The organism is Arthrobacter sp. SlRoot2-15 (genome assembly GCF_059739345.1).
In genome coordinates this window covers 2,530,422-2,557,171 of the sequence record NZ_AP046058.1, presented here as the reverse complement: position 1 = coordinate 2,557,171, position 26,750 = coordinate 2,530,422, and the positions used below count along the sequence as shown (strand labels likewise).

28 protein-coding genes and 1 tRNA gene are annotated in these 26,750 nt (G+C 68.1%); 7 read left to right on the top strand and 22 right to left on the bottom strand.

What is annotated here, in order from left to right:
* The first annotated feature begins 142 nt into the window (after positions 1 to 142).
* The gene (locus AC6I9V_RS11780; protein WP_497899575.1) at positions 143 to 1,123 is read left to right on the top strand and encodes a DNA-3-methyladenine glycosylase family protein; all 981 of its coding nucleotides are present in this window, start codon (positions 143 to 145) and stop codon (positions 1,121 to 1,123) included.
* Positions 1,124 to 1,288: 165 nt separating this feature from the next.
* Here AC6I9V_RS11780 and AC6I9V_RS11775 read toward each other — a convergent pair whose 3' ends face one another.
* The gene (locus AC6I9V_RS11775) at positions 1,289 to 2,965 is read right to left on the bottom strand and encodes an AMP-binding protein (protein WP_497899574.1); all 1,677 of its coding nucleotides are present in this window, start codon (positions 2,963 to 2,965) and stop codon (positions 1,289 to 1,291) included.
* A gap of 112 nt (positions 2,966 to 3,077) precedes the next feature.
* On the opposite strand from AC6I9V_RS11775, the gene AC6I9V_RS11770 reads away from it, so the two are divergent.
* Entirely contained in the window at positions 3,078 to 3,356 is a 279-nt protein-coding gene (locus tag AC6I9V_RS11770) for a putative quinol monooxygenase (protein ID WP_497899573.1), read from the top strand.
* Between the two features lie 95 nt (positions 3,357 to 3,451).
* Here AC6I9V_RS11770 and trxA read toward each other — a convergent pair whose 3' ends face one another.
* From trxA to AC6I9V_RS11735, 7 genes are all read right to left on the bottom strand, one after another.
* On the bottom strand, positions 3,452 to 3,859 hold the full coding sequence (gene trxA, locus AC6I9V_RS11765; RefSeq protein WP_497899572.1) for a thioredoxin: 408 nt from the start codon (positions 3,857 to 3,859) through the stop codon (positions 3,452 to 3,454).
* A gap of 89 nt (positions 3,860 to 3,948) precedes the next feature.
* On the bottom strand, positions 3,949 to 4,494 hold the full coding sequence (locus AC6I9V_RS11760; protein WP_497899571.1) for an acyl-CoA thioesterase: 546 nt from the start codon (positions 4,492 to 4,494) through the stop codon (positions 3,949 to 3,951).
* 45 nt (positions 4,495 to 4,539) lie between these two features.
* A complete protein-coding gene (locus AC6I9V_RS11755) occupies positions 4,540 to 5,271 on the bottom strand; it encodes a Type 1 glutamine amidotransferase-like domain-containing protein (protein ID WP_497899570.1) in 732 nt (243 codons plus the stop codon).
* A gap of 32 nt (positions 5,272 to 5,303) precedes the next feature.
* On the bottom strand, positions 5,304 to 5,708 hold the full coding sequence (locus tag AC6I9V_RS11750) for a VOC family protein (protein ID WP_497899569.1): 405 nt from the start codon (positions 5,706 to 5,708) through the stop codon (positions 5,304 to 5,306).
* A gap of 21 nt (positions 5,709 to 5,729) precedes the next feature.
* Positions 5,730 to 6,266: a GNAT family N-acetyltransferase gene (locus AC6I9V_RS11745; RefSeq protein WP_497899568.1), complete on the bottom strand. Its 537-nt coding sequence runs from the start codon at positions 6,264 to 6,266 to the stop codon at positions 5,730 to 5,732.
* 178 nt (positions 6,267 to 6,444) lie between these two features.
* Positions 6,445 to 7,620, bottom strand: coding sequence for an EAL domain-containing protein (locus tag AC6I9V_RS11740; RefSeq protein ID WP_497899567.1), 1,176 nt, complete (start codon positions 7,618 to 7,620; stop codon positions 6,445 to 6,447).
* Positions 7,617 to 7,793 carry a DUF1059 domain-containing protein gene (locus AC6I9V_RS11735; protein ID WP_349412285.1) on the bottom strand — a complete coding sequence of 59 codons (177 nt, stop codon included), beginning with the start codon at positions 7,791 to 7,793 and terminating at the stop codon, positions 7,617 to 7,619. The genes AC6I9V_RS11740 and AC6I9V_RS11735 overlap by 4 nt, the downstream gene beginning before the upstream one ends.
* 535 nt (positions 7,794 to 8,328) lie before the next feature.
* Between AC6I9V_RS11735 and AC6I9V_RS11730 the strand changes: the two genes are divergently transcribed.
* Positions 8,329 to 8,832, top strand: a complete 504-nt coding sequence (locus AC6I9V_RS11730; RefSeq protein ID WP_497899566.1) for a hypothetical protein — start codon at positions 8,329 to 8,331, stop codon at positions 8,830 to 8,832.
* A gap of 121 nt (positions 8,833 to 8,953) precedes the next feature.
* Here the strand turns inward: AC6I9V_RS11730 and AC6I9V_RS11725 are convergent, their stop codons facing one another.
* Positions 8,954 to 9,349, bottom strand: a complete 396-nt coding sequence (locus tag AC6I9V_RS11725) for a DUF7793 family protein (RefSeq protein ID WP_497899565.1) — start codon at positions 9,347 to 9,349, stop codon at positions 8,954 to 8,956.
* 146 nt (positions 9,350 to 9,495) lie between these two features.
* Between AC6I9V_RS11725 and AC6I9V_RS11720 the strand changes: the two genes are divergently transcribed.
* Positions 9,496 to 10,209 carry an alpha/beta fold hydrolase gene (locus AC6I9V_RS11720; protein ID WP_497899564.1) on the top strand — a complete coding sequence of 238 codons (714 nt, stop codon included), beginning with the start codon at positions 9,496 to 9,498 and terminating at the stop codon, positions 10,207 to 10,209.
* A gap of 101 nt (positions 10,210 to 10,310) precedes the next feature.
* Here the strand turns inward: AC6I9V_RS11720 and AC6I9V_RS11715 are convergent.
* Positions 10,311 to 10,392, bottom strand: a tRNA-Tyr gene (locus tag AC6I9V_RS11715).
* Positions 10,393 to 10,542: 150 nt separating this feature from the next.
* Positions 10,543 to 10,797, bottom strand: a complete 255-nt coding sequence (locus AC6I9V_RS11710; RefSeq protein WP_349412289.1) for a hypothetical protein — start codon at positions 10,795 to 10,797, stop codon at positions 10,543 to 10,545.
* Between the two features lie 200 nt (positions 10,798 to 10,997).
* Between AC6I9V_RS11710 and AC6I9V_RS11705 the strand changes: the two genes are divergently transcribed.
* Positions 10,998 to 11,489 carry a YajQ family cyclic di-GMP-binding protein gene (locus tag AC6I9V_RS11705; protein WP_138768479.1) on the top strand — a complete coding sequence of 164 codons (492 nt, stop codon included), beginning with the start codon at positions 10,998 to 11,000 and terminating at the stop codon, positions 11,487 to 11,489.
* Between the two features lie 60 nt (positions 11,490 to 11,549).
* On the opposite strand, the gene htpX is transcribed toward AC6I9V_RS11705, so the two are convergent.
* A complete protein-coding gene (gene htpX / locus AC6I9V_RS11700) occupies positions 11,550 to 12,422 on the bottom strand; it encodes a zinc metalloprotease HtpX (protein ID WP_497899563.1) in 873 nt (290 codons plus the stop codon).
* A gap of 57 nt (positions 12,423 to 12,479) precedes the next feature.
* Complete coding sequence (locus AC6I9V_RS11695; protein ID WP_349412291.1) at positions 12,480 to 13,751, bottom strand: MFS transporter; 1,272 nt, start codon at positions 13,749 to 13,751, stop codon at positions 12,480 to 12,482.
* Between the two features lie 81 nt (positions 13,752 to 13,832).
* Between AC6I9V_RS11695 and AC6I9V_RS11690 the strand changes: the two genes are divergently transcribed.
* The gene (locus AC6I9V_RS11690) at positions 13,833 to 14,300 is read left to right on the top strand and encodes a Fur family transcriptional regulator (protein ID WP_349412292.1); all 468 of its coding nucleotides are present in this window, start codon (positions 13,833 to 13,835) and stop codon (positions 14,298 to 14,300) included.
* A 23-nt stretch (positions 14,301 to 14,323) separates the two neighbouring features.
* Positions 14,324 to 15,829 carry a catalase gene (locus AC6I9V_RS11685; RefSeq protein ID WP_497899562.1) on the top strand — a complete coding sequence of 502 codons (1,506 nt, stop codon included), beginning with the start codon at positions 14,324 to 14,326 and terminating at the stop codon, positions 15,827 to 15,829.
* Positions 15,830 to 16,099: 270 nt separating this feature from the next.
* Here the strand turns inward: AC6I9V_RS11685 and AC6I9V_RS11680 are convergent, their stop codons facing one another.
* The 9 genes from AC6I9V_RS11680 to AC6I9V_RS11640 form a co-directional block, all read right to left on the bottom strand.
* Positions 16,100 to 16,996, bottom strand: coding sequence for an ABC transporter ATP-binding protein (locus AC6I9V_RS11680; RefSeq protein ID WP_497899561.1), 897 nt, complete (start codon positions 16,994 to 16,996; stop codon positions 16,100 to 16,102).
* Positions 16,986 to 17,759 carry an ABC transporter permease gene (locus AC6I9V_RS11675; RefSeq protein ID WP_497899560.1) on the bottom strand — a complete coding sequence of 258 codons (774 nt, stop codon included), beginning with the start codon at positions 17,757 to 17,759 and terminating at the stop codon, positions 16,986 to 16,988. The genes AC6I9V_RS11680 and AC6I9V_RS11675 overlap by 11 nt, the downstream gene beginning before the upstream one ends.
* Positions 17,756 to 18,598, bottom strand: coding sequence for an ABC transporter permease (locus tag AC6I9V_RS11670; protein WP_497899559.1), 843 nt, complete (start codon positions 18,596 to 18,598; stop codon positions 17,756 to 17,758). Before AC6I9V_RS11670 ends, AC6I9V_RS11675 begins: the two co-directional genes overlap by 4 nt.
* Complete coding sequence (locus tag AC6I9V_RS11665) at positions 18,595 to 19,581, bottom strand: ABC transporter substrate-binding protein (protein ID WP_497899558.1); 987 nt, start codon at positions 19,579 to 19,581, stop codon at positions 18,595 to 18,597. Before AC6I9V_RS11665 ends, AC6I9V_RS11670 begins: the two co-directional genes overlap by 4 nt.
* A 251-nt stretch (positions 19,582 to 19,832) precedes the next feature.
* Positions 19,833 to 21,449: an amino acid permease gene (locus tag AC6I9V_RS11660; RefSeq protein WP_497899557.1), complete on the bottom strand. Its 1,617-nt coding sequence runs from the start codon at positions 21,447 to 21,449 to the stop codon at positions 19,833 to 19,835.
* A 121-nt stretch (positions 21,450 to 21,570) separates the two neighbouring features.
* Positions 21,571 to 21,978 (bottom strand): DUF779 domain-containing protein, encoded by a 408-nt coding sequence (locus AC6I9V_RS11655; RefSeq protein WP_497899556.1) that lies wholly within the window; start codon positions 21,976 to 21,978, stop codon positions 21,571 to 21,573.
* 96 nt (positions 21,979 to 22,074) lie between these two features.
* The gene (gene exaC, locus AC6I9V_RS11650) at positions 22,075 to 23,598 is read right to left on the bottom strand and encodes an acetaldehyde dehydrogenase ExaC (RefSeq protein WP_497899555.1); all 1,524 of its coding nucleotides are present in this window, start codon (positions 23,596 to 23,598) and stop codon (positions 22,075 to 22,077) included.
* 167 nt (positions 23,599 to 23,765) lie between these two features.
* Positions 23,766 to 25,172, bottom strand: a complete 1,407-nt coding sequence (locus AC6I9V_RS11645) for a GAF domain-containing protein (protein WP_497899554.1) — start codon at positions 25,170 to 25,172, stop codon at positions 23,766 to 23,768.
* A 110-nt stretch (positions 25,173 to 25,282) separates the two neighbouring features.
* Positions 25,283 to 26,719: an FAD-dependent oxidoreductase gene (locus tag AC6I9V_RS11640; protein WP_497899553.1), complete on the bottom strand. Its 1,437-nt coding sequence runs from the start codon at positions 26,717 to 26,719 to the stop codon at positions 25,283 to 25,285.
* Positions 26,720 to 26,750 lie beyond the last annotated feature (31 nt).

The window sequence follows — 26,750 nt, the reverse complement described above, 5'->3', positions numbered from 1 at the left end:
TTCTAAGCCCGTCGCGGGGCGGCGGTTAAGGGCCGTTGGACCCGCGGCTCCCTGCCGCCGGTGGGCCCCGGCGGCCTCCGGGAGCGCCCCGCGGGGGGTCCCGGATGCCCCCGACGCGGGCCGGGCGTGGGAACATATTCGGATGACCACCGCAGAGCTCCCGGCCGGCGCCGCAGCCGCGGCGGACGCATCGTTGCGGTGGCACCCGGGCGGGCCCTACGATCTCCTGCAGACCCTTGGCACGCTCCGCCGGGGCCACGGCGACCCCTCGATCCGGGTGGCGCCGGACGGCTTCTGGATGGCGTTCACGACGGCGACCGGGCCGGCCACGCTGCGCCTGGCCAGCACCGGCCCGGCGGCCGCACCGGTGATCGAGGCACGCGCCTGGGGACCGGGTGCGGCGGAAGCGGTCCGGGCCGTTCCGCGGCTGCTCGGCCGCGACGACGACTGGACGGCCTTCGACGAGCCGGCTTTCCACGCCACTCTCCCCCGCATGGTCATCGACGCCCGGCGCCGGAACCCCGCCGTCCGGCTCCCTTCGACCGGCCGGATGATCGACGCGCTGGTGCCCACCGTCCTCGAGCAGAAAGTCACCGTGATCGAGGCCCGCCGGGGCTACCGCTACCTGATGTACCGCTTTGGGACCCCGGCCCCCGGCGCCGGCACCGTGGCGCCGTCGGATCTCCGGGTTCAGCCCACCGCCGCGCAGTGGCTGCGCATTCCGTCCTGGGAATGGCACAAGGCCGGTGTCGGCCCGCAGCGCTCCGACACCGTCATGCGGGCGCTCCGCTCCGCCGCCGCGCTCGAACGGCTGGCGGCACTGCCCGCCGCCGAGGCGGCCGCGAAGCTGCAGACGCTGCCCGGAATCGGGGTCTGGACGGCGGCCGAGGTGGTGCAGCGCACGCACGGCTGCCCGGACTCAATCGCGGTGGGCGACTATCATCTGGCCGCCTACGTCGGCGCCGCCCTGACCGGGCGGAGAACGGACGACGCCGGCATGCTGCGGCTGCTCGCCCCCTGGGCCGGCCACCGGCAGCGGGTGGTGCGCATGATCGGCCTCAGCGGCTTCCGCAAGCCAGTCTTCGGCCCGCGGATGACCATCCAGGACCATCGGACCCACTGACTCCTCCCCCAAGCAAGGCGGCACCGCCTGCGCTCCGGGGGCACTTTGGCACGGACACGCCGCCAACCGGGCCGCCGACGTCGTCCTTGGCCGCCAAAGTGCCCCCGATCGGTCCACGGCGCGAATCACCGCCCCAGCCCCGGCCGGCCCCGGTCAGCGTTGCTTTTAGAGACCCAGCCTCGCCACGGCCTCCTGGCGCATGTCCACCTTGCGGATCTTGCCGGAAACGGTCATCGGGAAGCTCTCGCGGACGTCCACATAGCGCGGGATCTTGTAGTGCGCCAGCTTGCCGCGGCAGAACTCCGCAAGGGCCTCGGCGTCCAGCGGGGCGGCGCCGGGCTTGAGGATGACGCAGGCCATGAGTTCCTCGCCGTAGCTGGCATCCGGGACGCCGATGACCTGCACGTCCTGGATGTCCGGGTGGGTGTACAGGAACTCCTCGATTTCGCGCGGGTAGATGTTCTCGCCGCCGCGGATCACCATGTCCTTGATCCGGCCCTCGATCACGAGATAGCCGTCCTCGTCCATCCGGGCCAGGTCCCCGGTGTGCATCCAGCCCTCGGCGTCGATCGCCTCCGCGGTTTTGTCCGGCTGGTTCCAGTAGCCCTGCATCACGGAGTAGCCGCGGGTGCACAGCTCGCCGATTTCGCCGCGCTGCAGCACCTCACCGGTCATGGGGTCCACCACCCGGCTCTCCAGCTGCGGCATGGTCCGGCCCACCGTCTGGGTGCGCTGGGCCAGGGTGTCTCCGTCACGGGTCATGGTGGAGACCGGCGAGGTCTCCGTCATCCCGTAGCAGATGGCGACGTCGCGCATGTTCATCTCGGCGATCACCCGGTTCATCACCTCGATGGGGCACAGCGAGCCGGCCATCACGCCCGTGCGCAGGGTGGACAGGTCGTACGAGGCGAAGTCGGCCAGGGCGAACTCGGCGATGAACATGGTCGGCACGCCGTAAAGCGAGGTCCCGCCGAAGTCCTGCACCGCCTCCAGGGCCGCGGCCGGGGAGAACCCGCGCCCCGGGATGATGGTGGCGGCGCCGTGGCTGAAGGCGGCCAGGTTTCCGATCACCATGCCGAAGCAGTGGTAGAACGGCACCGGCAGGACCACGCGGTCATGCTCGGAGTAGTTCAGCAGCTCGCCGATGGAGTAGCCGTTGTTGAGCAGGTTGTGGTGTGTCAGGGTGGCGCCCTTGGGGAAGCCGGTGGTGCCGGAGGTGTACTGCAGATTGATCGCGTCATGCGGATCCAGCTCTGCCATCCGCGCCTTGAGGCCGGAATGCGCGACGTCGTCGGCCCGCCGCAGCAGTTCGGCGTATGTCCGCTCCGCCTCGCCTTCCGGGACACCGGCAGCGAGGCCCGGCTGGCCGCCGTCGGGCAGGAACACCAGCTCGCGGAGTTCGGGGCACTCGGCCAGGGCGCGGCGCGCCATGCCGGTGTAGTCGCTGTTCTTGTCCGAGGGGGCCGCCACCAGCATCCGCATGCCGTTCTGCCGGACAACGAACTCAAGCTCGTGGCTGCGGTAGGCCGGGTTCACGTTGACCAGGATGGCCCCGACCTTCGCCGTGGCGTACTGCAGAATGGTCCACTCGGCGCAGTTCGGGCTCCAGATCCCCACCCTGTCGCCCTTGGCCACGCCGACGGCGAGCAGCGCGCGAGCCAGCCGGTCGACGTCGTCGTTCATCTTGGTGTAACTCCACCGCCGGGCCTCCCCGCCGGGGATGGCCGCGGCCTCGATCAGGGCGTCGTGGTACGGGAACCGGGCCACGATCCGCTCGAAGTTGTCGCCGATGGTCTCGTTGAGCAGCGGGACGTCAGTGTCCCCGGCTGTGTAGGCAAGCATGGTGCGACGCTACCAACAGCCCGGCGGCAAGAGAAGGGCAAAGCGTGGAAGTCCTAGGAAATCTTGTGCCCATGCTGCGGCGCCTCGGCGTCCGCCGGGTAGGGTGAAAACCATGAGCTCACCCATTGACCTGCAGGCCACCTTCATCCCCAACGAGGGCGAATTCTTCCGCGTGAAACTAGCCCTCGAGATCGCCATCGACGAGGTGGTCAACGAACCCGGGTGCCTCCGGTACGAGCTGACCGAGGCCGCCGAGGACAAGCTGGTGCTGACCGAGCAGTGGGCCTCGCAGGAGGACCTGGACAGGCACGCCAAGGGAACCGCCCTCCAGGACCTGAACGAGTCCCTGAGCGCACTGCTGGCCGAGCCTGTGAGGCTGGAACGGCTCTAAGCCCCCCAGCACAAACGCGGGGTCACTTCGCGCCGGTTCATCCCTCGGGGATGGGCGCGGAGTGACCCCGCGTTGTTGTTGCTGTGAGCCCCGGACTAGACGTCCGGGATCTGGGTGCCATCCTGCTGGGATGCGGGCGCCTCGGCCTGGGAGCGCGCCACGTGGGCATGGACTTCCTCCATGTCCAGGGCCTTAACGGCGTCCACAACCTGCTCCAGCTGCTGGGCGTTCAGCGCGCCCGGCTGGGAGAACACCAGCACCTTCTCGCGGAAGGCCATCAGCGTGGGGATCGAGGTGATGCCGGCCTCGGCGGCAAGCTGCTGCTCCGCCTCGGTGTCCACCTTGGAGAACACGACGTCCGGGTGCTTCTCGGAGACGGCGGAGTATGTGGGGCCAAACTGCTTGCACGGGCCGCACCATTCGGCCCAGAAATCTACAAGGACAATGTCGTTGTCCTCGACGGTCGATGCGAACTGTTCACCTGTAATGTCTACGGTTGCCATGGGTTCAACGGTACGCGAGCCACCCGTGAAAGTCCCCCTCGTTTCGCTGTTGGCTCATCCCGTCCGGGCCCGGGGGCCAGGTCCTGAGATCAGGCCCAGACGTGCGGGGCCGGACGGCGGGCACCGGGCAGGGCGTTGGTTTCGCGCCAGTCGTGGATCCACTCCGGCAGTTCCAGATCCGCCGGCGGCGCACCGAGCTCGCTGATGATCTCTTCCTGGCTGACGGGCTTGCCCTTGCTGACCAGCCGGGTGGCGATGTGCGCGCGGGCGTAGATTTCGCCGTCGGCCACCATCCGCTGTTCGAAGTAGATGGCCTTCTCATCCAGCCCGATCACTTTGGTCTCGATGGTGTACTGCTGCCACAGCTGCAGGGAGCGGCGGAAAGCGATGGTCTCCCCGGCCACCACCGGCGTCCAGCCCCGCCGGCGGATGGCCTTCCAGGTGCCGCTGCGTGCCATCAGGTCGAACCGGCCCAGGTCCATCAGCGAGAAATACATGCCGTTGTTGACATGCAGTGCGATGTCGATGTCCGTCGGCAGGACACGCAGCGGCAGCGACGACGCGTCCCAGATGCTCAGTGGTGAGCGCCGGGCGGACGTGATGAGCAGGAGGATGGTGCGGAGGAGCAGATGCATGGAGCCCATGTTACCCGTCAGTAACAAAGGTGCCAAGGGGTCCCGTCAGCAGGCGGACAGGACGGCCACCGTGGCCTTCTTCCCGGAGCCGCGGATGCTCCAGCAGTTCCCGGTGCCGATGACTTCCAGGTCTTCCAAGCCCGTGTGGCGGAGCACCAACGCGGTGTTCTCGTCTACCGCCACCGCCCGGTCCACGAGGCCCTCCGCCACGGCCGCGACCGCCCGGCTCAGGGTGCCTGCCTGCGCGGCATGGACATCGACGGCGAACGTCACCAGGCCCAGGCCGTCGCGGACGTCGAGTTCATCGAGGCCTTCGGAGCATTCCTCCGAGCACACCTCGGTGCCCCGGATCCGGTAGCCGCCCACCAGCGCCCGCTGCGGCGCGATCATGGCCCCCGCGGAGAACCCCAGATAAGGCACACCCGCTGCGGCCGCGGCCCGGATCGCCGCCGCCGCCGAGCCGAGCAGGCCCGCGAGGTACTCCGGGGTCGGTCCGCCCCCGACGACGATCCCGTCGACGTCGTCGAACGCCGCCGGATCGGCCGGTTCGCCGGTTCGCAGCAGGACAGGGATCACGTCGCAGGGCGTGCGGGCCTGCAGCGGCTCCCGGTAGGCGGGAAGGAAATACTCCGAGCTGCCGTCGCGGTCGAAGAGGACGACCGCGATCCTGGCAGGCCGGCGCCCGCCGGCGCGGTGCCGGACATCCTTCACAAAGCGGTCAAAGACCACCGGGGTTGTGACGGTATCGGGGCCGCCGCCCGCCAGGATGATGCTCATGGGCTCACGCTACCGGCCGGGCAGCCCCGGCGTCAGTCCGCGGCGATCAGCTCGACCTCGAAGCCGTCCGAGTTCACCAGGTAGGCGGCGAAGTGCTCGGGGCCGCCAGCGTGGGGGTACTTCTCCGGAAACAGCTCGGTCCAGCCGTGGGCGGGAGCGTCGGCCGCCATGGTGTCCACCTGCCGCCGGGTGCCGGCATGGAAAGCCAGGTGGTTCAGGCCGGGCGCGGTGCGCCGGTGGGTGGTGCTGCTCAGGTCCGGGGATTGCTCGACGACGATGTACGTCGGTCCGCGCCGCCAGCTCCGCCCGTGGGGCCAGTCCTGGTACTGGTCGTAGCCAAGCAGGGTCAGCAGCCAGCCCCACTGGTCCTTGGCGCTGCCTAGCTCCGGCGCCCAGAGTTCCACATGGTGCAGCGCACCGAAAGATTCGTCAGTCACTGTGAAAGTCTGGCACGCGGCTCAGTTCAGAATGCGCTGGAACAGGAGGTGGTCCTGCCAAAATCCGGCAATCTGGAGGTACTCCGGTGCCAGGCCGATCTCCTGGAAACCGGCCCGCCGAAGCACTGCCTGGGAGGCTGCGTTGTGGGGCAGGGTGGCCGCCTGGATCCGGTGCAGGTCCAGCGGGCCACGGGCGGCCTCAATCACGTGGGCGACGGCGGCGGAGCCGATGCCCTTTCCGGTGACGTCCCGGTCCACCCAGTAGCCGAGGTTGGCGCTGCGGAACGGGCCCCGCATGATGCAGCTCAACGTCATGGTTCCCACGGCCCGGTCGCCAGCCAATAGGATCCAGGGCACTCCGGTTCCTGCGGCAAACATGCCGAGCTTGCCGCCGATGTTGGCCCGCTGGCCCTCGATAGTGACGAATTCCGCCGTCCGCACCGGCTCCCAGGGCGCCAAATGGTCCCGGTTCCGCCGGTAGGCGGCGCCCAGCCTCTCGGCGTCGGAGCCGCGAAGCAGCCTGATGTGGACATCGCCGGGCAAGTCTCCCGCAAGCATGCTTGAACCCTCAGTGATCACATCCCCCATACTCACCGATGCCCGCAGGTCCGCAGCCGGCGCCGCGCCGCCGGCGAGCTGCGCGGTCGCCGGGGATCCGATGCCGAGCTGAGCATGGCGCCTGCCGGGGGCACCGGGCAGTACTCGTTCAGGCTCGTGCCCCCGGGAACGGACCGGGCTAGTCCGTGGCGCCGTCGTCAGTCCCGTCGGCGGTCCCGGCCACGGCGATGACCATGCGCTCCATCCGGGCGACGCCGGCGAAGCGGCCGGCGTTGTCCGTCACCAGAAGCGGGTCGAACCGCTGGTTCGGCGGCCTCGTCATGGAGCGGGCCAGCGCCTGGCTGAGCGGGGTATCGAGGTTCACCCGCATCCCGGGGCTCACCACCCCGAGTGCTGACGCACCGGCGCCCAGCACCGCGACCGGCCTCAGGTGCTCGCCCAGCAGCACAACGGCGTCCAGCGCTGGGTTGGCCGCGAAGGCTTCGGCCGCCTGCGTGACACTCGTCGCCGTCGCCGCCGGTTCGACGACGTCGCGGACGACCCTCTTGTGGGCCACGGGACGGGCACTGGCGAGGCGGTGCGCGACCTCCAGCTCTATGCCGGCCCAGGGCGGAGCGGGCCGGGCGAGGTAGTAGCCCTGCACGAGCGGGACCCCCAGCGAAACGAGCGCGTCGAGCTCTTCGGCCCGTTCCACGCCTTCGGCCAGGATCCAGGCGTCGACCCGGCTGGCAAACGCGCCGAGCATCCCGATGAGGGCCCGTTTCGCCTCGTCGCGGTCGACGTCCTGGATCAGCGCGCGGTCGATCTTGATCATCGAGGGCCGCAGGTCCAGCAGGTGGCGCAGCCCCGCGTAGCCGGCTCCGGCGTCGTCGACGGCGATCAGGGCGCCGGCGGCGCGCAACTGGTTGAGATCCGGTTCCAGTTCCACATACGACTCGATCGGCGTTTGCTCCGTCAGTTCGACGATGAGTCCGCCCAGCGCGCCCTCGTCCCGCCAGACACGGCGGATGTCCTCCGAGGTGAGCAGTTCTGGCGAGACGTTCAGGGTCAGGAAGCAATTCGCCGGCAGCGCGGCGCGCGCCTTCAGCGCGGTACGCAGCGCCGCGGACTCAAGCTCGGCGGCTTTTCCGTGCTCCCGCGCTGCCGCAAACCAGGCCTCGGGGTTCTTCTCGGCGTAGCCGGGGAACCGCGCAAGGGCCTCATAGCCCACCACGGCGCCCCGTGCGGTATCGACGATTGGCTGATAGGCGGCCGCCAGCCCTTCGCCGCGGCAGGCCGAGGCCAGCAGGCTGTCCCAGCCCGGCGGCCCGGGCGGCCCGGGCTCCGGGCCTGGCCCGCCTGCCGCGTGCGTCAACTAACCGGGTGGATCGCTTTGTGGACAGATTCAACCAATTCGGCGGGCAGATCGGTCAGGCCATGCACCGTGGCGGCGTGCGCCCCCACCTGGACCAGGATCTCGTCATCCGTGCTGCAGACCCACCGGGCTTCGCAACCGGGGACCACGTCACCACATGCAAACGACTTCACTTCAGCTCCTAGGACTCAATGATCAACGGCCCCACCCTACTCTGCAGTAGCTGTAATCGAGCCGAGGGCGTGTTCCGGTGTCGCCGTGGCGGCCGGCGGCGCCGGGCGCACCGCAGGCAGGATTTATGGGCTCCGGCACTGTTGTCCCTACCTTCATCGGGCTATCGTGGTTGGTGAACGAACCTCTCCGTAGACTCAATGACGAGGCGGGGTGTCGTTCCTGCCGCAGCCGGTCGAGGATTACCATTCCGCGAACCCCCTGTTGGCGTTGGGGCAGGCGCGGGGGGTCCCCAAGAAAAACAGACCGTGCCCTGGCGCGACAGGCGCGCACCACTCACACCGGGCACGGAGCCCCGAATGCGCTGGCTACGCGCTTTCTCCGCCCGCCGCGGCCCCAGGCCACCCAGGCTGTCTTTGACGCGCGGTCCTGCGCCGGATTTTTTCGGGGCCCATCACCGCAGGCGTCTTGGGAGGCTGCATGCCCACGTCCGGACGGCTGCGGCTCATCAGGATGAAACTCACGCTAGGAAACCTCATGAAGAGCTCAATACGACTGGCCGGCGTCACTTTGCTTGCCGGCGGACTAGGCCTCGGCGGCACCGTTCTCTCCGCAGGAGCGGCATCGGCGGATACCGGGCTGAAGACAACGGTAAGCATGTCGGGCGACCACCGGGATTTCAGGGACGATACCTGCAACAACAGGCACGACTCCTCGCACGGCTGGTGGGACTCCAAAGGCCGTTTCCACGACCGCGATGACCGCAACGGCTGGCGCGACGACAACTGCAACTGGCGTTCCGACGACGACGACAACGGCCGTTGGCACGACAGGGACGGATGCGAGCATGACCGCTGGGGCTGGTGGAGCCACGACGGCAGGTTCAACTGGGACGATCGCCGCGACGACCGCAGTTCCCGGAGCCACGACGACAAGAACCACTCCGGAGACCACCGCTCCGACCACAACTCCGACAAATGGGTAGACCACAAGAACGACAAGAAGGACAACAAGGTCCACGACAATTGGAGCAAGAACTAGCTGGCAGGGAGGCAGACTGACGTTCCCGCGCGCCGGGGACAACGGGGGGCACCGTCGAGGCGGCGCCCCTCAGCCGTGCCGGCGCGGCCCTAACAGCGGGCAGCTGGGGGCGGCGGAGACTTCAGCCCGGGACGCACTGGGCCGCGTCGTCGCTGGCGGCCAACTCGCCCAGCCACGCAAGCGCCTCCGAGGTGGAGGTGAAATACCGTTGCGGGCATTCGTTGCCGCGGCGCATCCACGCCGCGACCACCCGGTCCACATTCGATTCGCCGACCAGTGCCACGGAGGAGACGAAGCGGCTGTCCAGGTAGTGGTTGCGGGCACCGGCGCTCAGCTTGACGTCGCTGATGTCGATCAGCAGGGGCAGCAGCCGCCCGGCGCTGATTTTTGAAATGGCCAGGACGGATTCGGCTGCGTCTCCAGTCTCCAGCGCGGAGCCGCCGGCCCAGACCAGCCGAATAATGCCGGTCTCATCCAGGCTGAGCGTACCTTTGCCGGCCGCCAGGACTATTTCCATCGTGATCCCCCTCCCGCGACAGAATAGCGCGTTGCGGGCAAAAACGTGATGCCCGTTACGTTTGCATCCGAAAAATGACGATCCGTCCGTAAAAGGTACCCGCGTTGCGCCGGCCACGCGGGTGCCGGAGCGCGTAGGGTGCCGCCATGGACATCATCCTGGTTCCCGGGTTCTGGTTGGATGCGTCGTCATGGTCGGAGGTCACGCCGCCGCTCGTCGCCGCGGGCCATCGGGTCCACCCGCTCACGCTGCCCGGACTCGGAGCGGCAGACGCGCCGCGTGCGGGGATTGGCCTGCGCACCCACGTTGACGCCGTCGTGGCCGCCGTTGACGGCATTGACGGCCCGGTGGTGCTGGTGGGCCATTCCGGCGGCGGGGCGATCATCCACGGCGCCGTGGATGCGCGCCCGGACCGGGTTGCCCGCGCCATCTACGTGGACAGCGGCCCGCTGGGGGCCGGTGGGGTCATCAACGACCAGCTGCCGGCCGACGGAGATGAGGTGCCGCTGCCGCCGTGGGAGCTGTTCGACGACGAGGACCTCGTTGACCTGGACCAGGAACTGCGGGCCGCCTTCCGCGCCCGCGCCGTGCCGGAACCCAAGGCAGTGGCCCAGGACCGGCAGGAGTTGCACGATGAGCGGCGCTACGACGTTCCCGCCACCATCATCGCCTGCGAATTTCCGTCGTCGCTGCTCTGGGAATGGATTGCGCAAGGAAACCCCTACGTGGCGGAGCTGGCGCGGATCCGGGACGTTGAATATGTGGACCTGCCTACCGGGCATTGGCCGCAGTTCACCAGGCCGGCGGAACTGGGGGCGGTCATTCTCGCCGCCGTCGACGGCACAGCGATTGCTCCATAACTGCCGTTTTCACGTTCCATAACGGCGCCTACGGAGTAGTCGCCGGCCAATAGAACAAAAAAGCCTCCGGAACCGATGGGTTCCGGAGGCTTTTTCGAGGGTGGCAGATGAGGGATTCGAACCCCCGTAGGCGTTGCCAGCTGATTTACAGTCAGCCCCCTTTGGCCGCTCGGGTAATCTGCCGAACTTCAAAAGAAGATCACTCGCGGCTTCCGTGTTCGGAACACCTGTTTCCAGTCCGTTTCGCTTCCAGCAACCGCGGGCAAGACAACTTTACAGAACTTCCGCCGAAGAATCGAATCGGCGCCATTAGGCCCCCGGAGGCCCGGAAAATCAAGCTTCGCCGAGGATGCGGCCGGCAATCCTGGCCTCGAACTTGGCCGCCTGCTCCGCCGTGACCTGGTTGAGCTGCACCGCCCGGGCCAGGTCCGCCTGCACCCCGTCCAGGCGGGCGGATGCCTCGGCCGCAGGGCTGAGGATGATCGAGGCCGCCAGCGCCGCTGCGGCCACCGACGTTGCCGCCGACGAGAGCGAGCTTGCGGCTGCGGCGGTGGTGCTGGTGACGTAACGGACGGCTTTGCGGTTCATGTGCCTTGCCTTTCAAGCGGCTCTTCCAACGGCTACAACTCTGCCGGACATGGCTTCGTTCCCGCCGTGGTTCAGCTTTGAGCCAACTGTGAAGCCCGGCCTCCCGCCGCACCTTCACAACCGGAGCATCCGTACTAGGCTGGAATGCAGGAAACACCGCCCTGCAGGAGGGCGCCCGGACAACCAACAGGAGGACAGTCATGGCAGGCGAATCCACATTCGACGTCGTCAGCAAGGTCGACAAGCAGGAGGTCGCCAACGCGCTGAACCAGGCCCAGAAGGAACTGGCGCAGCGCTACGACTTCAAGGGCGTCGGCGCCGAGGTCGACTTCAGCGGCGAGAAGATCCTGATGAAGGCCAACTCCGAGGAGCGGGTGCTGGCCGTCCTGGACGTGCTCCAGTCCAAGCTCATCCGCCGCGGCATCTCGCTGAAGTCCCTCGACACGGGCGAGCCCTACCCCTCCGGCAAGGAGTTCCGCCTCGAGGCGACCATCAAGGAGGGCATCGCCCAGGACCTCGCGAAGAAGATCAACAAGCTGATCCGCGACGAGGGGCCGAAGTCGGTCAAGTCGCAGATCCAGGGCGACGAGCTCCGCGTAACCTCCAAGTCCCGCGACGACCTGCAGGAGACCATGAACCTGCTCAAGGGCTTCGACGAGGCCGACCTGCAGTTCGTCAACTTCCGCAGCTAACAGAGCCGCACGGGCCGGGCTCCAGCGTCATCACCGACGCCGGGCCCGGCTTTTTCGTGCCTACACCAGCGGCCGCCCGGCCATCCGCTCGAGCCGGCCGATCCGTTCGCTCATCGGCGGGTGCGTGGAGAACATCCGGGCCATGCCGCCGCCGCGGAACGGGTTGGCGATCATCAGGTGCGAGGCGTTCACCAGCCGCTGGTCCTGCGGCAGCGGCGCGAGCTGCACGCCCTGCTCGATCTTGCGCAGGGCCGAGGCGAGCGCCAGCGGGTCGCCGGTGAGCGCGGAGCCGTCCTCGTCGGCGTCGTACTCCCTTGTCCGGGAGATGGCCATCTGGATCAGCGAGGCAGCGAACGGCGCCAGCAGCGCCATGGCAAGCAGGGCCAGCGGGTTGCCGTTGCGGCGGTCGCCTCCGCCGCCGAAGAAGAGCAGCATCTGGCCCACCGAGGTGATCACGCCGGCGACGGCGGCCGCCACCGAGGACGTCAGGATGTCCCGGTTGTAGACGTGCATCAGCTCGTGGCCGAGCACGCCGCGGAGTTCGCGGGCGTCCAGCAGTTGCAGGATGCCCTGGGTGCAGCAGACCGCGGCGTTCTGCGGGTTCCGGCCGGTGGCGAATGCGTTGGGCGCCATGGTCGGTGAGATGTAGATCCGGGGCACCGGCTGGTTGGCGCGGGCCGAGAGCTCCCGGACAATCTGGTACAACTGGGGCGCCTCGGCCTCCGTCACCGGGTAGGCCTGCATGGAACGGATGGCGATCTTATCGCTGTTCCAGTAGCCGTAGGCGGTGGTGCCGACGCCGATCAGCGCCATGATCCAGATGGGCGCCGCGCTGCGTGTGCCCGACCCGATCAGCGCGCCCAGGCCCAGCAGCACCGCCCAGAGCACGCCGAACAGGGCCGCCGTCTTCAGTCCGTTGTGATGGTTGTGCACTGATCCTCCCGCATGCCCGGGTGTCCCCAACAGATCACCCATTTGAGAAACGAACCGCTACGGGACCGGGTTCCGCGCATCGTACGCCAGGAAGCCGGACTGCCAGCGGGCCACCAGCCAGGCCACCACCGCGCACAACACACCGCCCGCGAGCAGGACCCAGCCCTCACTGAGCAGCTTAGTCGCGCCACCCGCCAGCATGTCGCCCACCCGCGGCCCGCCCGCCACCACCACCACAAAGACCCCCTGCAACCGGCCACGCAGGTGGTCCGGCGTGGCCGACTGCAGGATGGTGGTGCGGAACACGGCGCTGACGGAATCGGCAATGCCGGCGAGCGCGCAGCACACGGCGGCCGGCAGCAGCCACAGGGTCACACCCCCGGCACCGGAGCGGCCGGCGAGCACCACCACAAGGCCCAGGCCGGCGATCGAGGCGCCCCAGCCCATCACGGACCAGACCACGGCGGCGCCCTGGGCCCGGACGGCCCCCAGTGGGCCGGAGAACAGCCCGGCCAGGAAGGCGCCGACGGCGGTGGACGCAAGGAGGATGCCGACCGTGGCCTCGCCGCCGCCGATCATCAGCGCGCCGACGGCGGGCAGCAGGGCCCGCGGCTGGGCCAGGATCATCGCGACGAGGTCAATCACGAAGGTCATGCGCAGGTTGGGCCGTGTACCGAGGAAGCGGAAGCCTTCCACAACGGAGCGCAGGCCCGCCCGGTGCGAAGCCTGCCCCGGCGGCATCGGCGGCAGCTTGATCAGGGCCCAGACCACAAACGCGAAGCTGGCCACGTCGATCGTGTAGGTCCAGGCGAAGCCGACCGCTGCGACCAGCACCCCGGCCAGCAGCGGCCCGGCGGTCATGGTCAGGCCGAAGATCATCATGCTCAGGGCGTTGGCCGCCGGCAGCAGTTCCTTGCGCACCAACACGGGGATGATGGCACTGCGGGCCGGCTGGTTGATGGCCTGCGCGCCGCTCTGCACTGCCACCAGGGCATACAGCAGCCACACATTTCCCAGCTGCAGCCAGGCCTGCAGCGCCAGGGCGCCGGTGGTCAGCCAGAGCACCGCGGAGGCGAGGAGCGCGACCTTGCGGCGGTCGTGGGCGTCCGCGATGGATCCGCCGAGGAGTCCGCCGATAACCAGCGGCACCAGGGCGAAGATGCTTAGCAGGCCCACGTAGAGGCTGTCCTGGGTGAGCCGGTAGACCTCGAGGCTCACGGCCACGAGTGTGAGCTGGCTGCCCAGCGCCGAGGCGGCGGATCCCAGCCACAGGCGGCGGAACGCCGGGCTTTCGCGCAACGGCGTGATGTCCGCCAAGAATTTCCCCACCCGGCAACTCTAGTGGGACGCAAATGCGAAATAAGCCGAACCTTATTGTGAACAGCTAAAAATAAGTGCTTGAATGGGGCCATGACGGATTCCGCGGGCAGCAGCGAAGCATGGGCAGCCGCCCTGCGCGCCCACGGCCGCCGGGTGACCAAACAGCGGCTGGCCGTGCTGGCCGCCGTCGAACGCCACCCGCACTCGCCGGCGGAGGGGATCCTCGCCGCCGCCCGCGAGGAACTGCCGGAGCTGACGGCGCAATCCGTTTACGTGGTCCTCGGCGACCTGACCGGGCTGCAGATGCTGCGCCGCTTCGAACCACCGCACTCCCCGGCGCTGTACGAGACCCGGGTGGGCGACAACCACCACCACGCCGTGTGCATCAGCTGCGGCCGCGTCGAGGACGTCGAGTGCGCCGTCGGCCACGCGCCGTGCCTGACCCCGCATTGGGATGCCGGCGCCAAGCCGATGACCATCCAGATCGCGGACGTCCTGTACCAGGGCATCTGCGAGGACTGCCAGCGCACCCAAACACTTCCCGCCGACCGTAACTAGTTAGAAACAGAAATAGGAGAACGATGACTCAGAACATCTCTGCGCCCGCAGTGTCCACGACCCAGTCCGGTGCCCCCGTCACGTCCGACGCCCACTCGCAGTCCGTCGGTGCCGACGGCGCGATCATCCTCACCGATCACTACCTGATCGAGAAGCTGGCCCAGTTCAACCGCGAGCGCGTGCCGGAGCGTGTGGTGCACGCCAAGGGCGGCGGCGCGTTCGGTACCTTCAAGACCACCGGCGACGTCTCGCAGTACACCAAGGCCGCGCTGTTCCAGCCGGGCACCGAGACGGACATGCTCATCCGCTTCTCCTCCGTCGCCGGCGAGAACGGCTCCCCGGACACCTGGCGTGACCCCCGCGGCTTCGCCGTGAAGTTCTACACCACCGAGGGCAACTACGACCTGGTCGGCAACAACACCCCGGTGTTCTTCATCCGCGACGGCATCAAGTTCCCGGACTTCATCCACTCGCAGAAGCGCCTGCCGGGCACCCACCTGCGCGACGCGGACATGCAGTGGGACTTCTGGACCCTCTCCCCCGAGTCCGCGCACCAGGTCACCTGGCTGATGGGCGACCGCGGCCTGCCGGCCTCCTGGCGTGAAATGCAGGGCTACGGCTCGCACACCTACCAGTGGATCAACGCCGCGGGCGAGCGGTTCTGGGTCAAGTACCACTTCAAGTCCAACCAGGGCGTCAAGTCCCTGACCGGCGACGAGGCCGAGTCGCTGGCCGGCTCGGACGCGGACTTCTACATCCGCGACCTGCAGGAAAACATCGCCGCCGGCAACTTCCCGTCCTGGGACCTGCACGTGCAGGTTATGCCCTACGAGGACGCCAAGACCTACCGCTTCAACCCGTTCGACCTCACCAAGGTCTGGCCGCACAGCGACTACCCACTGGTCAAGGTCGGCACCATGGAGCTGACCAAGAACCCGGAGAACTACTTCGCGCAGATCGAGCAGGCCACCTTCGCGCCGTCGAACTTCGTGCCGGGCATCGCCGCGTCGCCGGACAAGATGCTGCAGGCCCGCATCTTCTCCTACGCCGACGCACACCGCTACCGCGTGGGCACCAACCACGCCCAGCTCCCGGTGAACCTGCCCAAGAGCCAGGTCAACAACTACAGCCAGGACGGCGCGGGACGCTACCACTTCAACGCGCCCTCGGTTCCGGTGTACGCCCCGAACTCCGTCGGCGGCCCGGCTGCCGTGGAGCCGCAGAGCCCGGCCGGCGGCTGGGAGAACGACGGCGAGCTGACGCTCTCCGCGCACTCCCTGCACGCTGAGGACGGCGACTTCGGCCAGGCCGGCACGCTGTACCGCGAGGTGTTCGACGACGGCGCCAAGGCGCGCCTGCTGGACACCATCACGGGCGCCGTGGGCGGCGTAAAGAGCCCAGCCATCAAGGAACGCGCCATCCAGTACTGGACCAACGTCGACGCCGAGCTCGGCGCGAAGCTGCGCGCCAACCTGGGCGCCGCCGCTGCCGGTACCTCGGACGCCGAGGCGGCCAACAAGGTCGGCTAGCTGCCCCCAGCACCAAAGAACACCCCGACGCGGAGATCCGCGGCGGGGTGTTCTTGACTTTAAGGCGCGGGCGCCGGTCCCCTGGCGGCACCCCATGGTGTGGCCAGCGTCGCACTCCCAGTGTCGAAGCGGCCGTAGGGGTACATTTTCGCGGCACTTCCGGACACCCGCGCCGCTGGCGGACCAGTGCCCCCCGGATCCGGGATGCGCTGGTCCGCTTCCGTAGCGGAAATCCCGTTCTGCAGCGGAAATCCGTGGCCGGCAGGGCCGCTAGGCGCCGGCGGTCCCGGAGGCCGCCGTCGGGCTGACCGGAGTGGCCGTTGCCGGGAGATCCGACGCCGGTGCGCCGGCCGCCGCCGGCCGGTGGCCCTTCTTTGCGAGCTGGATCTGCTCGTAGACGTGGTGCCGGAGCTCCGTGAAGCGCGGCAGGGACCGGGTCTCCAACTGGTCGCGCTCCACCGGGAGGTCGATCACGATGTCCTCCTGCACCACAGTCGGGGAGCTGGAGAGGATGATGACCCGCTCGCCCAGGTAGACGGATTCGTCGATGTCGTGGGTCACGAAGAGCACCGTCACGCCGAACTTCTTCCAGATAGCGCGGATCAGGTCCTCCAGGTCCGCCCGGGTCTGCGCGTCCACGGCGGCGAAGGGTTCGTCCATCAGCAGCACCTCGGGCTGGTACGCGATGGCCCGGGCAATCGCCACCCGCTGCTGCATGCCGCCGGAAAGCTGCCAGGGGTAGGAACGCGGCACGTGCGCAAGGCCCACAGCTTCGAGGGCCTCGTCGACGAGCCGGTCACGTTCGGCCTTGGGCACACGCTGGTTCTTCAGCGGCAGCTCCACGTTGTCCCGGACCCGCATCCAGGGAAACAGCGAGCGGCCGTACTCCTGGAACACCACGGCCATCTTCTTCGGCGGTCCGGACACCCGTTTGCCGTCCAGGAGCACTTCGCCCTCGGTGGGCGCCATCAGGCCGGAGATGCACTTGAGCAGGGTGGTCTTGCCGGATCCTGAGGGTCCCACGAGGCAGGCCAGCTCCCCGGCGCGGAGGTCGAAGGTGAGGTTCCGCACCGCCTCGATGTCGCCGCCGTCGGTCTGGTAGACCTTCTTCAATCCGCGGACCGAAAGCATCGCTTCCGGGACCGCCGGGGCTGCACTAGGCTGCATTTTCTACCTCTTTCTGGCCGTGGTACCAGCGCAGGATGTTCCGCTCGGCCCACTGGAAGATGAATGACATGGCCACGCCCAGGAGCCCCAGCACCACAATGCCGGACCACATTTCCGGGATGGCGAAGGAGCGCTGGAACTGGACAATGGTGAAGCCCAGCCCTGAGGACGAGGCGAACATTTCGGAGATGACCATCAGGATCAGCCCCAGGGACAGCGACTGGCGCACGCCGGCCATGATCTGCGGGCTGGCCGACGGCAGGACGAGGTACCGGACCCGGGCCCAGCCGTCGATCCCGTAGGTGTGGCTGGAGTCGGAGAGCACCGAGTCCACGGCCCGGACGCCTTCGATCGTGTTCAGCAGGACCGGCCAGACACAGCCGGAGATGATGACCACGACCTTCATGGAATCCGTGCCTCCCAGCAGGAGCATCAGCACCGGAACCAGCACCGGCGGCGGGATCGCGCGGAAGAATTCCAGGGTGGGTTCCAGCAGCGCGCGGAGCCATTTGACCGAACCGATCAACACACCGCCGACGACGCCGATCGCGATCGCCGCGACAACGCCGACCAGGAGCCTGCCGATGCTGGGCAACACGTCCGTGAAGAAGCGGGGGCCGAACCACACCTGGCCGAACTTGCTGACCAGGGCGGCGGGGGTGGGGACGAAGAAATTGACCGAGCCCAAAGTGGCGGCCCACCAGGCCAGAACCAACAGGACGGGCAGCGCCAGCACGTAGCCCGCGGTTTTCACAGCTTTCATACGATCGCCTCGGAACGGACGGAGGAGTGCCAGGACAGGGTTTTCTTTTCGATGAACCGCATCAGGACGTTGATCAGGACCCCGATCAGGCCCGTCGCGAGGACCAGGGCGTACATCCCGGAGATGGCGCCGCCGGACTGGGCGAGAGCGATTTCACGGCCGAGCCCGGGCGAGCCGATCACCAGTTCCGCCGTGATGGCCAGCACCAGGGCAACGGTGGCGGCGAGCCGGACTCCGGTCATCAGGTACGGCAGGGCGGTGGGGAACACGACGTAGCGGATCCGTGCCATGGCTCCCAGCCCGTAGGTTTTGGCGGTGTTGTTGGCGACCATGTCGACGTCGGCCACACCGTAGAGGACCTGGATCAGCACCTGCCAGAAGGCGGCGTAGGTGATCAGCATGAGGGATGACTCGATCTTCACACCGAAGAGCAGCACCGCCAGCGGAATCAGTGCCACGGACGGGATGGGGCGCAGGAATTCGATGGTGGAGTTGGTCGCTTTGCGCAGGACCGTGCTGGAGCCGATGATGAAGCCCAGCAGCACGGCGAGGGCGACCGCGATGATGAGGCCGAGGAACCAGGCCTTCATCGTTTCGCCGACCGAGACCCAGAAGGCGGTCAGGCCGAAGTCGCGGACCAGCGCCACCATAACCTCGCTGGCCGGGGGCAGGTAGCGTTCGTCGATGATGCCCAGCCGGGGAATTAGCTCCCAGGTGGCCAGGAAGCCTACGATCCCGGCGACGCCGAGGAGCTGTTTTACCGGAAGTTTGCGGGCGGACCGCCGGTCGCGCCCCGCGATGGGGGCGGGACCGGCGGGGACCGCAGCGTTGGAACTCACGGGAGGAGATCGCCGGCGTTCGGTGCCTTGGACAGCGTGCCGTACTTGGCGGCGGCGTCGCCGAGGGTCTTGAAAGCGTCCTTGTTGAACTCCACCCGGTAGCGCGGCAGGATCATCTTGGCGCGGGTGGCTTCGTCAATCTTGGTGTAGGTGCCCACGATGTCGCGGACCTCCTGCGGGTGCGCCTGGGCGTATTCGAGGGACTTGTTCATGGCCCGGGTGAACTTCTGGGTCAGCTCGGCCTTGCCCTTGATGGTGTCCGCCTTGGTGAAGTAGCCGGCAATATCCAGCTCGGGGCTCATGTCCGCGAAGTTGGAGGAGATGATCTTGCCGCCGTTGGCCACCGCCTTGGACAGGAAGGGCTCCAGGATCCAGGCGGCGTCCACCTGCTTGTTCGCCAGTGCGGCCGGGGCATCCGGGAAGGCGACTTCCACGAACTTCACGCTCGAGGGGTCCCCGCCGTCCTTTTCGATGATGGACTTGATGGTGGTGTCACCGATGTTGGAGAGGTTGTTCACCGAGACGGTCTTGCCGGCGAGGTCCTTCGGGGACTGGATGCTGGAACCGGCCGGAATGACGACGCCGCCGATGTCCTTGCCCTTCTCCCCCGTGGTCGAGGCGCCGTTGGCGACGAACTTCAGGTCAAGGCCCTTGTCCTTCGCGACCATGACCGAGATCAGGTTGGAGAAGGCGAAGTCGAAGCTGCCGCTCACCACGCCGGGGACGATCGCCGCGCCGCCGGTGGCCGTCTGGATGTCCAGCTGGATTCCTTCGTCCTTGAAGAAGCCCTGCTTGTTGCCGAGGTAGATGGGGGCGCAGTCGACGATCGGGATCACACCAACGCTGACCTTGGTCAACTCGCCGCCGCCGGAGGCGCCACCGGATGCGGCACCGCCGCCGGTGGAACTCGGCGATCCGCTGCCGCAGGCCGAGAGTGCGAGGACCGATGCGGTCGCCAGCACGGTGATGATACGACGTTTCATGTTCACTCCTATGTGCGCATTGGCGTGGAAGTGACTAGCCCCCAAGCCCCAGTTGTTCGCTTTTCGAACAAACGTTCAAAAAGAAGTCTGTCCCAAGGCTAGTGTGAGGTCAACCACATTGGGCGCATTGTTACACCTCTGAGACGAGTGTGGAAGATGCTGCGCACACAAAACACGCGGGGTCGCTTTCGGCCCATCCGGACAGGCCGGACGGGCCGAAAGCGACCCCGCGTTGGATTGCGGCGGTGCGGCTAGGAGCGGGAGAGCGTCTCCGCGTTCTGGTCAGAGTTCTCGTCAGGGCGCTCCCCGCCGCTGGCGGCAGCGTTGGCGGTGTCGTTCGTGTGCGCGGCCGGCGTGCCGGCGGACCCGGCGCCGCTGACAGCCGCCCGGGCCTCAGCGAACTTCTCGTTGAGGCGGGAGTGGCGCTGGCCGTAAGCGAAGTAGATCGCGATGCCGATGGCCAGCCAGATGGCGAAGAAGATCCAGGTCTCCACGGCCAGGTTGGTCATCAGGTACAGGCACAGTACGGCCGACACGACCGGCAGCACCTTCCCGAACGGCACGCGGAACGCCGGCTTGAGGTCCGGACGCTTCTTGCGCAGCACCAGGATGCCGAGGCTGACCATCACGAACGCGGAGAGCGTGCCGATGTTGATCATTTCCTCGAGCAGGTCCACGTTGGTCAGCCCGGCCACGAGGGCCACGGCGGTGCCGCAGATGATCTGCAGGCGGGCCGGCGTCGCGCGGATGGTGCTGGTCTTGGACAGCGAGCGGGGCAGCAGGCCGTCGCGGCTCATCGCCAGGACCACCCGCGAGAGACCCATCAGCAGGACCATAATCACCGTGGTCAGGCCGACCAGCGAGCCGAACGCGATCACCTTGGCCGCGTCGGTGTTGCCGACGGCCTCGAAGGCGGTGGTCAGGGTGGGGTTCTTCGCCTCGGCCAGCTTGGTGTAGGAGACCATGCCGGTCAGGGCGAGTGAGACCAGGATGTAGAGCACGGTGACGATCGCGAGGCCGCCGAAGATGCCGCGGGGCAGCGTCTTCTGCGGGTTCTTGACCTCCTCGGCGGAGGTGGCGACGACGTCGAAGCCGATGAACGCGAAGAACACCAGGGCCGCCCCGGCGAAGATGCCGAGGGTGCCGTACTGTGCGGGGGCCGCGCCGGTGAGGAAGCCGAAGAAGGACTGCTTGAGCACGTCCGTGGCGCCGGTGCCGCCGGTGGGTTCGGAGGCCGGGACGAACGGCGCGTAGTTCTCGAACTTCACGTAGCTGAAGCCGACCACGATCACAAAGAGCACCACGGCGATCTTGATCAGGGTGAAGACGTTGCCGACGCGGGCGGAGAGCTTGGTCCCGAGGACCAGCAGCACTGTGAACACGGCGACAATCAGGAAGGCGCCCCAGAACAGGTCGACGCCGGCCACGGAGATCGACGGCGGAACGTCCAGCCCCATCAGCGCGAAGACCTTGCTGAGGTAGATACCCCAGTACTTGGCGATCACGGCCGCGGCGGTGAAGAGCTCGAGGATGAGGTTCCAGCCGATGATCCAGGCCAGCACCTCGCCCATGGTGGCGTAGGTGAAGACGTAGGCGGAGCCTGCCACCGGGATGGCGGTGGCGAATTCGGCGTAGCACATGATCGCGAGGGCGCAGGTGACGGCCGCGATGGCGAAGGAGATGGTCACGGCGGGGCCGGCGAAGTTGGCGGCGGCCTTGGCCCCGACCGAGAAGATTCCGGCGCCGACGGCAACGGCGACGCCCATGATCATCAGGTCCCAGGTGCTGAGCGAGCGCTTCAGCTTGCGTCCGGGCTCATCGGCGTCGGCAATCGACTGCTCAATGGATTTGGTCCGGAAAAGATTCATAGGAAGGTCCAAAAATTTCGGTAGCTGGGTTGGAAACGGACCTATCCATAGTAGTGTCCATCCACTGGACGGCCGCTTTTGTCCCACAATGTGAGACGCCAGGGTGCGCGTCCGCGGAGGCTCAGACGGGCCAGTCCATCAGGGTCGAGCGGATCAGGAACCGCTTCCCTTCGGGCGCCTCGACGCTGAACCCGCTGCCCCGGCCCGAGACGACGTCGACCGTCAGGTGCGTGTGGCTCCAGTAGTTGAACTGTTCCCTGGACATCCAGAATTCCAGCGGCTGCGGTTGCAGGCCATCCGAAATGTCGAACAGGCCCAGCAGCACGTCGGAGTCGCCGGTGAGGAACTCCCCGGCCGGATAGCACATGGGCGAGGACCCGTCACAGCAGCCGCCGGACTGGTGGAACATCAGGGGCCCGTGCTGGAGCCAGAGCTTGCGGAGCAGCTCCACGGCCTCGGGGGTGAGGGCCACGCGGGAGAAGTCCTCGCCGGTCCGCGTCGGGGCGGCTTCGAGCCTGGCCTGGGTCATGGTCTTCTCCTGGTTCGGTGGAACGGCCGGCGCCGGGGATCCCGGCGCCGGGAAGGGGGCGGGGCGGACCGCCAAGGTCCGCCCCGCCGCGCCGGCCTAGAAGAAGCCGAGCTTGTTCTCGTTGTAGCTGACCAGCAGGTTCTTGGTCTGCTGGTAGTGGTCCAGCATCATGGCGTGGTTCTCGCGGCCGATGCCGGAGGACTTGTACCCGCCGAACGCGGCGCCGGCGGGGTAGGCGTGGTAGTTGTTGACCCACACCCGGCCCGCCTGGATCTCGCGGCCGGCACGGTAGGCGACGTTGCCGTTGCGGGACCAGACGCCGGCGCCGAGGCCGTAGAGGGTGTCGTTCGCGATGCCCATGGCGTCGCTGTAGTCGCTGAACCGGGTCACGGAGACCACCGGGCCGAAGATCTCCTCCTGGAAGATCCGCATCTTGTTGTGGCCCTCGAAGATCGTCGGCTGGACGTAGTACCCGCCGGCGAGGTCGCCGGAGAGCTCCGCGCGGGCGCCGCCGGTGAGTGCCTTGGCGCCCTCCTGCTTTCCGATGTCGATGTAGGAGAGGATCTTCTCGAGCTGGTCGTTGGAGGCCTGGGCGCCGAGCTGGGTGTCGGTGTCCAGCGGGTTGCCCTGGATGATCTTCTGGGTGCGGGCCAGCGCGTCGGCCATAAAGGAGTCGTAGATGCCTTCCTGGACCAGGGCGCGGGACGGGCAGGTGCAGACTTCGCCCTGGTTGAAAGCGAAGAGGGTGAAGCCTTCGAGGGCCTTGTCGTAGAAGGCGTCGTTGTTGTCGGCGACGTCGTTGAAGAAGATGTTGGGGCTCTTGCCGCCCAGTTCCAGGGTGACCGGGATCAGGTTCTGGGAGGCGTACTGGCTGATCAGGCGGCCGGTGGTGGTCTCGCCGGTGAAGGCGATCTTGCGGATCCGCGGGCTGGAGGCGAGCGGCTTGCCAGCCTCCACACCGAAGCCGTTGACAACGTTGACGACGCCGGCCGGCAGGAGGTCGCTGATGAGTTCCATCAGCACCAGGATCGAGGACGGGGTCTGCTCGGCCGGCTTGAGGACGACGGCGTTGCCGGCGGCGAGGGCGGGGGCGAGCTTCCAGACGGCCATCAGGATCGGGAAGTTCCAGGGGATGATCTGGCCGACGACGCCGAGCGGCTCGTGGTAGTGGTAGGCGGTGGTGTCGTCGTCGAGCTGGGACAGCCGGCCTTCCTGGGCGCGGACGGCGGAGGCAAAGTAGCGGAAGTGGTCCGCGGCGAGCGGGATGTCAGCGTTGAGGGTCTCGCGGATCGGCTTGCCGTTGTCCCAGGATTCGGCGACGGCGAGCATCTCGGTGTTCTCGTCGATCCGGTCGGCGATCTTGTTCAGGATGGCGGCGCGCTCGGCGACGGAGGTCTTGCCCCAGGACGGGGCGACCTTGTGCGCGGCGTCCAGGGCCAGTTCGATGTCCTCGGCGGTGCCGCGGGCGACCTCGCAGAACGCTTTACCAGTCACCGGGGTGATGTTTTCGAAGTACTGGCCTTTGACCGGGGCAACCCACTCCCCGCCGATCCAGTTCTCGTAGCGGTCCTTGAAGGTGACCTTCGAGCCCTCGGTACCGGGCTGTGCGTAGACAGTCATTGCTAGCTCCTTTGCTGTGCAAGATGGTTGGCGGAGGCGGCCAGGGGTCCTGCGGGCCGCCGCTGGCATCAGCTTAGGAGCGGGGAGGTTGCAGCTAGGTTGCAACCATGTGAGCCGGGTCACGTCGGCGCGGGTACGGGCCGCTGGAGCCGCCCGCGGCGGCGGGCTCAGGCGCTGAGCTCCGCTTCCAGCCGTTCCAGATCCGCGACGACGGCGGCCCGCTTCGGCGAGCGCGGCGGCAGCAGCTTCAGCGCCGCGGTGCGGACGCCGACGTCGTCGCGCGCCTCAGGCAGCTCCGCATACTTCAGCAGCGACTCGGCGCTGCCGTCGGTCATCACGGCCTCGCGGAGCAGGGCGGAGACGCGGCCGCGGAGCTCGCCGACCCCCGGTGCCTCGGAGCGCGGCAGGAGCGCACCGCGGTAGATTTCCAGCGCAATCCGGTGGGCGCCGCGCTGCAGGCAGCTGAGGACCTGGGCGGAATCCGGCATGAGGTCCATCGGCAGCCGGTAGGGCCGGGACTCCGGGACGGCGTCGGCGCTGAGCTGCTGGAGGACCTTGCGCAGGCGCACCATCTCGGCGCGCAGTGTCATGGTGGAGCCGCCGTCCGGGTAGAGCCGCGCGCTCAGTTCCTCCGCGTTCAGGCCTTCCGGGTGCGTGCTGAGCAGGGCGAGGATTTCGCTGTGCCGGGCGGAAAGCGTGACCGTGCGGCCGTCGATGCTCAGCACCGCCTGGTCGCGGCCGAGAAGCTGCAGGCTGTTGCGGTACAGGCTGCCGGAGGCCCTGGCACGCGCGCCGGCGGCCCGCGAGGCTGGCCGCGGGGCCGATGCGGTCGAGGACGCGGCACCGGAGGACCGGCGTCGGGCCGGCGTGGACTGGCGCGCAGCGGCCAGCTGGAGCCGCTCCACCCGGAGGTGCGCCTGCGCCGCGGCGACCGTCGCCTCCACGAGGGACAGGGTGTGCGGCGCGACGGCGGACTCGGTGCCGGTGATGTCCACGACGCCCAGCAGGGCGCCGGAATCCGGGTCGTGGAACGGGACGGCCGTGCAGCTCCAGGGGTGCACCGAGCGTTTGTAGTGTTCGGCGCCGGCGATCTGGATGCCGCGGCCCAGCGCGAGCGCGGTGCCGGGCGCGCTGGTGCCCACGGTGGCCTCGGACCAGTCGGCGCCGGGAACGAACATCATGCCCTCGGCGCGGCGCTGCATGGCGGGGTCCCCCTCGACCCAGAGCAGCCGGCCCACCTCGTCGCCTACCGCCACCAGCATGCCGCTGTCGTGGCTGGGCAGGACCAGCAGTTTGTGGATCACGGGCATGATCGCGGCCAGCGGGTGCTGCCGGCGGTACTCCTCGAGCTCCTCGCGGTCCATGGCCAGCGGGGCTTCGGGGTTGTCCGGGTTCGCGTGCAGCTGGGCGGAACGCTGCCAGGATTCCCGGATCAGACTGCGCAGCCCGGGCAGCTGTTCGGTCCCCGGGTCCAGGGACCCCAGCTGCTCATGCCCCGCGCGGGCGTACCGCTGGCGGAGCTCCGGGCTCAGGCCGGGGCCGCGCGGGATGGCCTGCTCGACCGGATTCCTCATTGAACTCCCACCTGCTGGCACCGTCGTCGGTGCGCGACGGCATGCAGCCGCGTCCGGTCGAGTCTACGGGGCGCGCCGGGCCGCCGCCAGAGGAGGCCCCGACGTCGGCCTCAGCCCCGGGAAATCTTAATCATTTCCTCGCGCGGCACTATCTTGATGCGTTCACGCACGACGCCGTCGGCCCCGTTCGCGTCGGTCCACGCCGCGCCGAGGGCGAGTTCGTGCGCGTCCAGCCGGTTCCAGCCTTCCCAGGTGGTGTATTCGATGCCGCGCTCCTGGAGCAGGTCGATGATGGCCTGCGGATCGGGGTTCTGGGCCGGCGGGAGGGTGAGCCGGTCCTCGAGCAGGAACCCGATCGTCTCCAGCGCGTCGCCCTTGGTGTGGCCGATCAGGCCCACCGGGCCGCGCTTGATCCAGCCGGTGGCGTAGATGCCGGGCACGGGGTTGCCCTCGGCGTCGAGAACCCGGCCTCCCTCGTTCGGGATGACCCCGCGCCGGGCATCGTATTCGAGTTCCTCCAGCGGCGAGCCGTGGTAGCCGATGGCGCGGTAGACGGCCTGCACCGGGTAGTCGACGAACTCCCCGGTGCCTTTGACGTTTCCGGTGCCGTCCAGCCGCATCCGCTCGAACTTGATCCCCGCCACCTTGCCCGGATGCGCGGCGTCGTCGTAGATCTCGACCGGGTTGTGCAGGAAGTGCAGGTGCAGGCGCCGGGAGGACGGTTCCTCGGACTCGGCGTGCTCCTCGACGAGCCAGTTGCCGAGGGTGTTGACCATGGTCTTGATCTGGTTGTTCGTGCGGATCGCCTCGTCGGAGGCTTCGTCGAACTCGAAATCCTCGGGGTAGAGCACAATGTCCACGTCGTTGGCGTGGGACAGTTCGCGCAGCTCCAGCGGGGTGAATTTCACCTGCGCCGGGCCGCGGCGGCCGAAGACGTGCACGTCCGTGACCGGGGAATCCTTGAGGGCGCGGTACACGTTGTCCGGAATCTCCGTGACGAGCAGGTCATCCGCGTGCTTGACCAGCATCCGGGCCACGTCCAGGGCCACGTTGCCGTTGCCGATCACGGCGATCTCCTTGGCCTCCAGCGGCCAGTCCCGCGGGACGTCGGGGTGGCCGTCGTACCAGGAGACGAAGTCGGCCCCGCCGAACGAGCCCTCGAGCTCGATGCCGGGGATGTGCAGGTCCGCGTCCTTGATGGCGCCGGTGGAGAAGATCACGGCGTCGTAGAAGGCGCGGAAGTCGTGCAGGGTCAGGTCCCTGCCGTAGCTGACGTTGCCGAGGAAGCGGATGTCGCCGCGGTCCAGGACCTTGTGCAGGGCGTTGACGATGCCCTTGATCCGCGGGTGGTCGGGGGCCACGCCGTAGCGGATCAGGCCGTAGGGCGCCGGGTAGGCCTCGAACAGGTCGATGCTGACCTCGAAGTCGCCGTCCTTGACCTCGTTGGACTTGGTGAGGATGTCCGCGGCGTAGACACCGGCCGGTCCGGCGCCGACGATCGCGACGCGGAGTGGACGTTTGGACGAAGATTCGGCCGAGTTGGACACGGGAGCCCTTCTGAGTCTTGGCGGGTGCGCC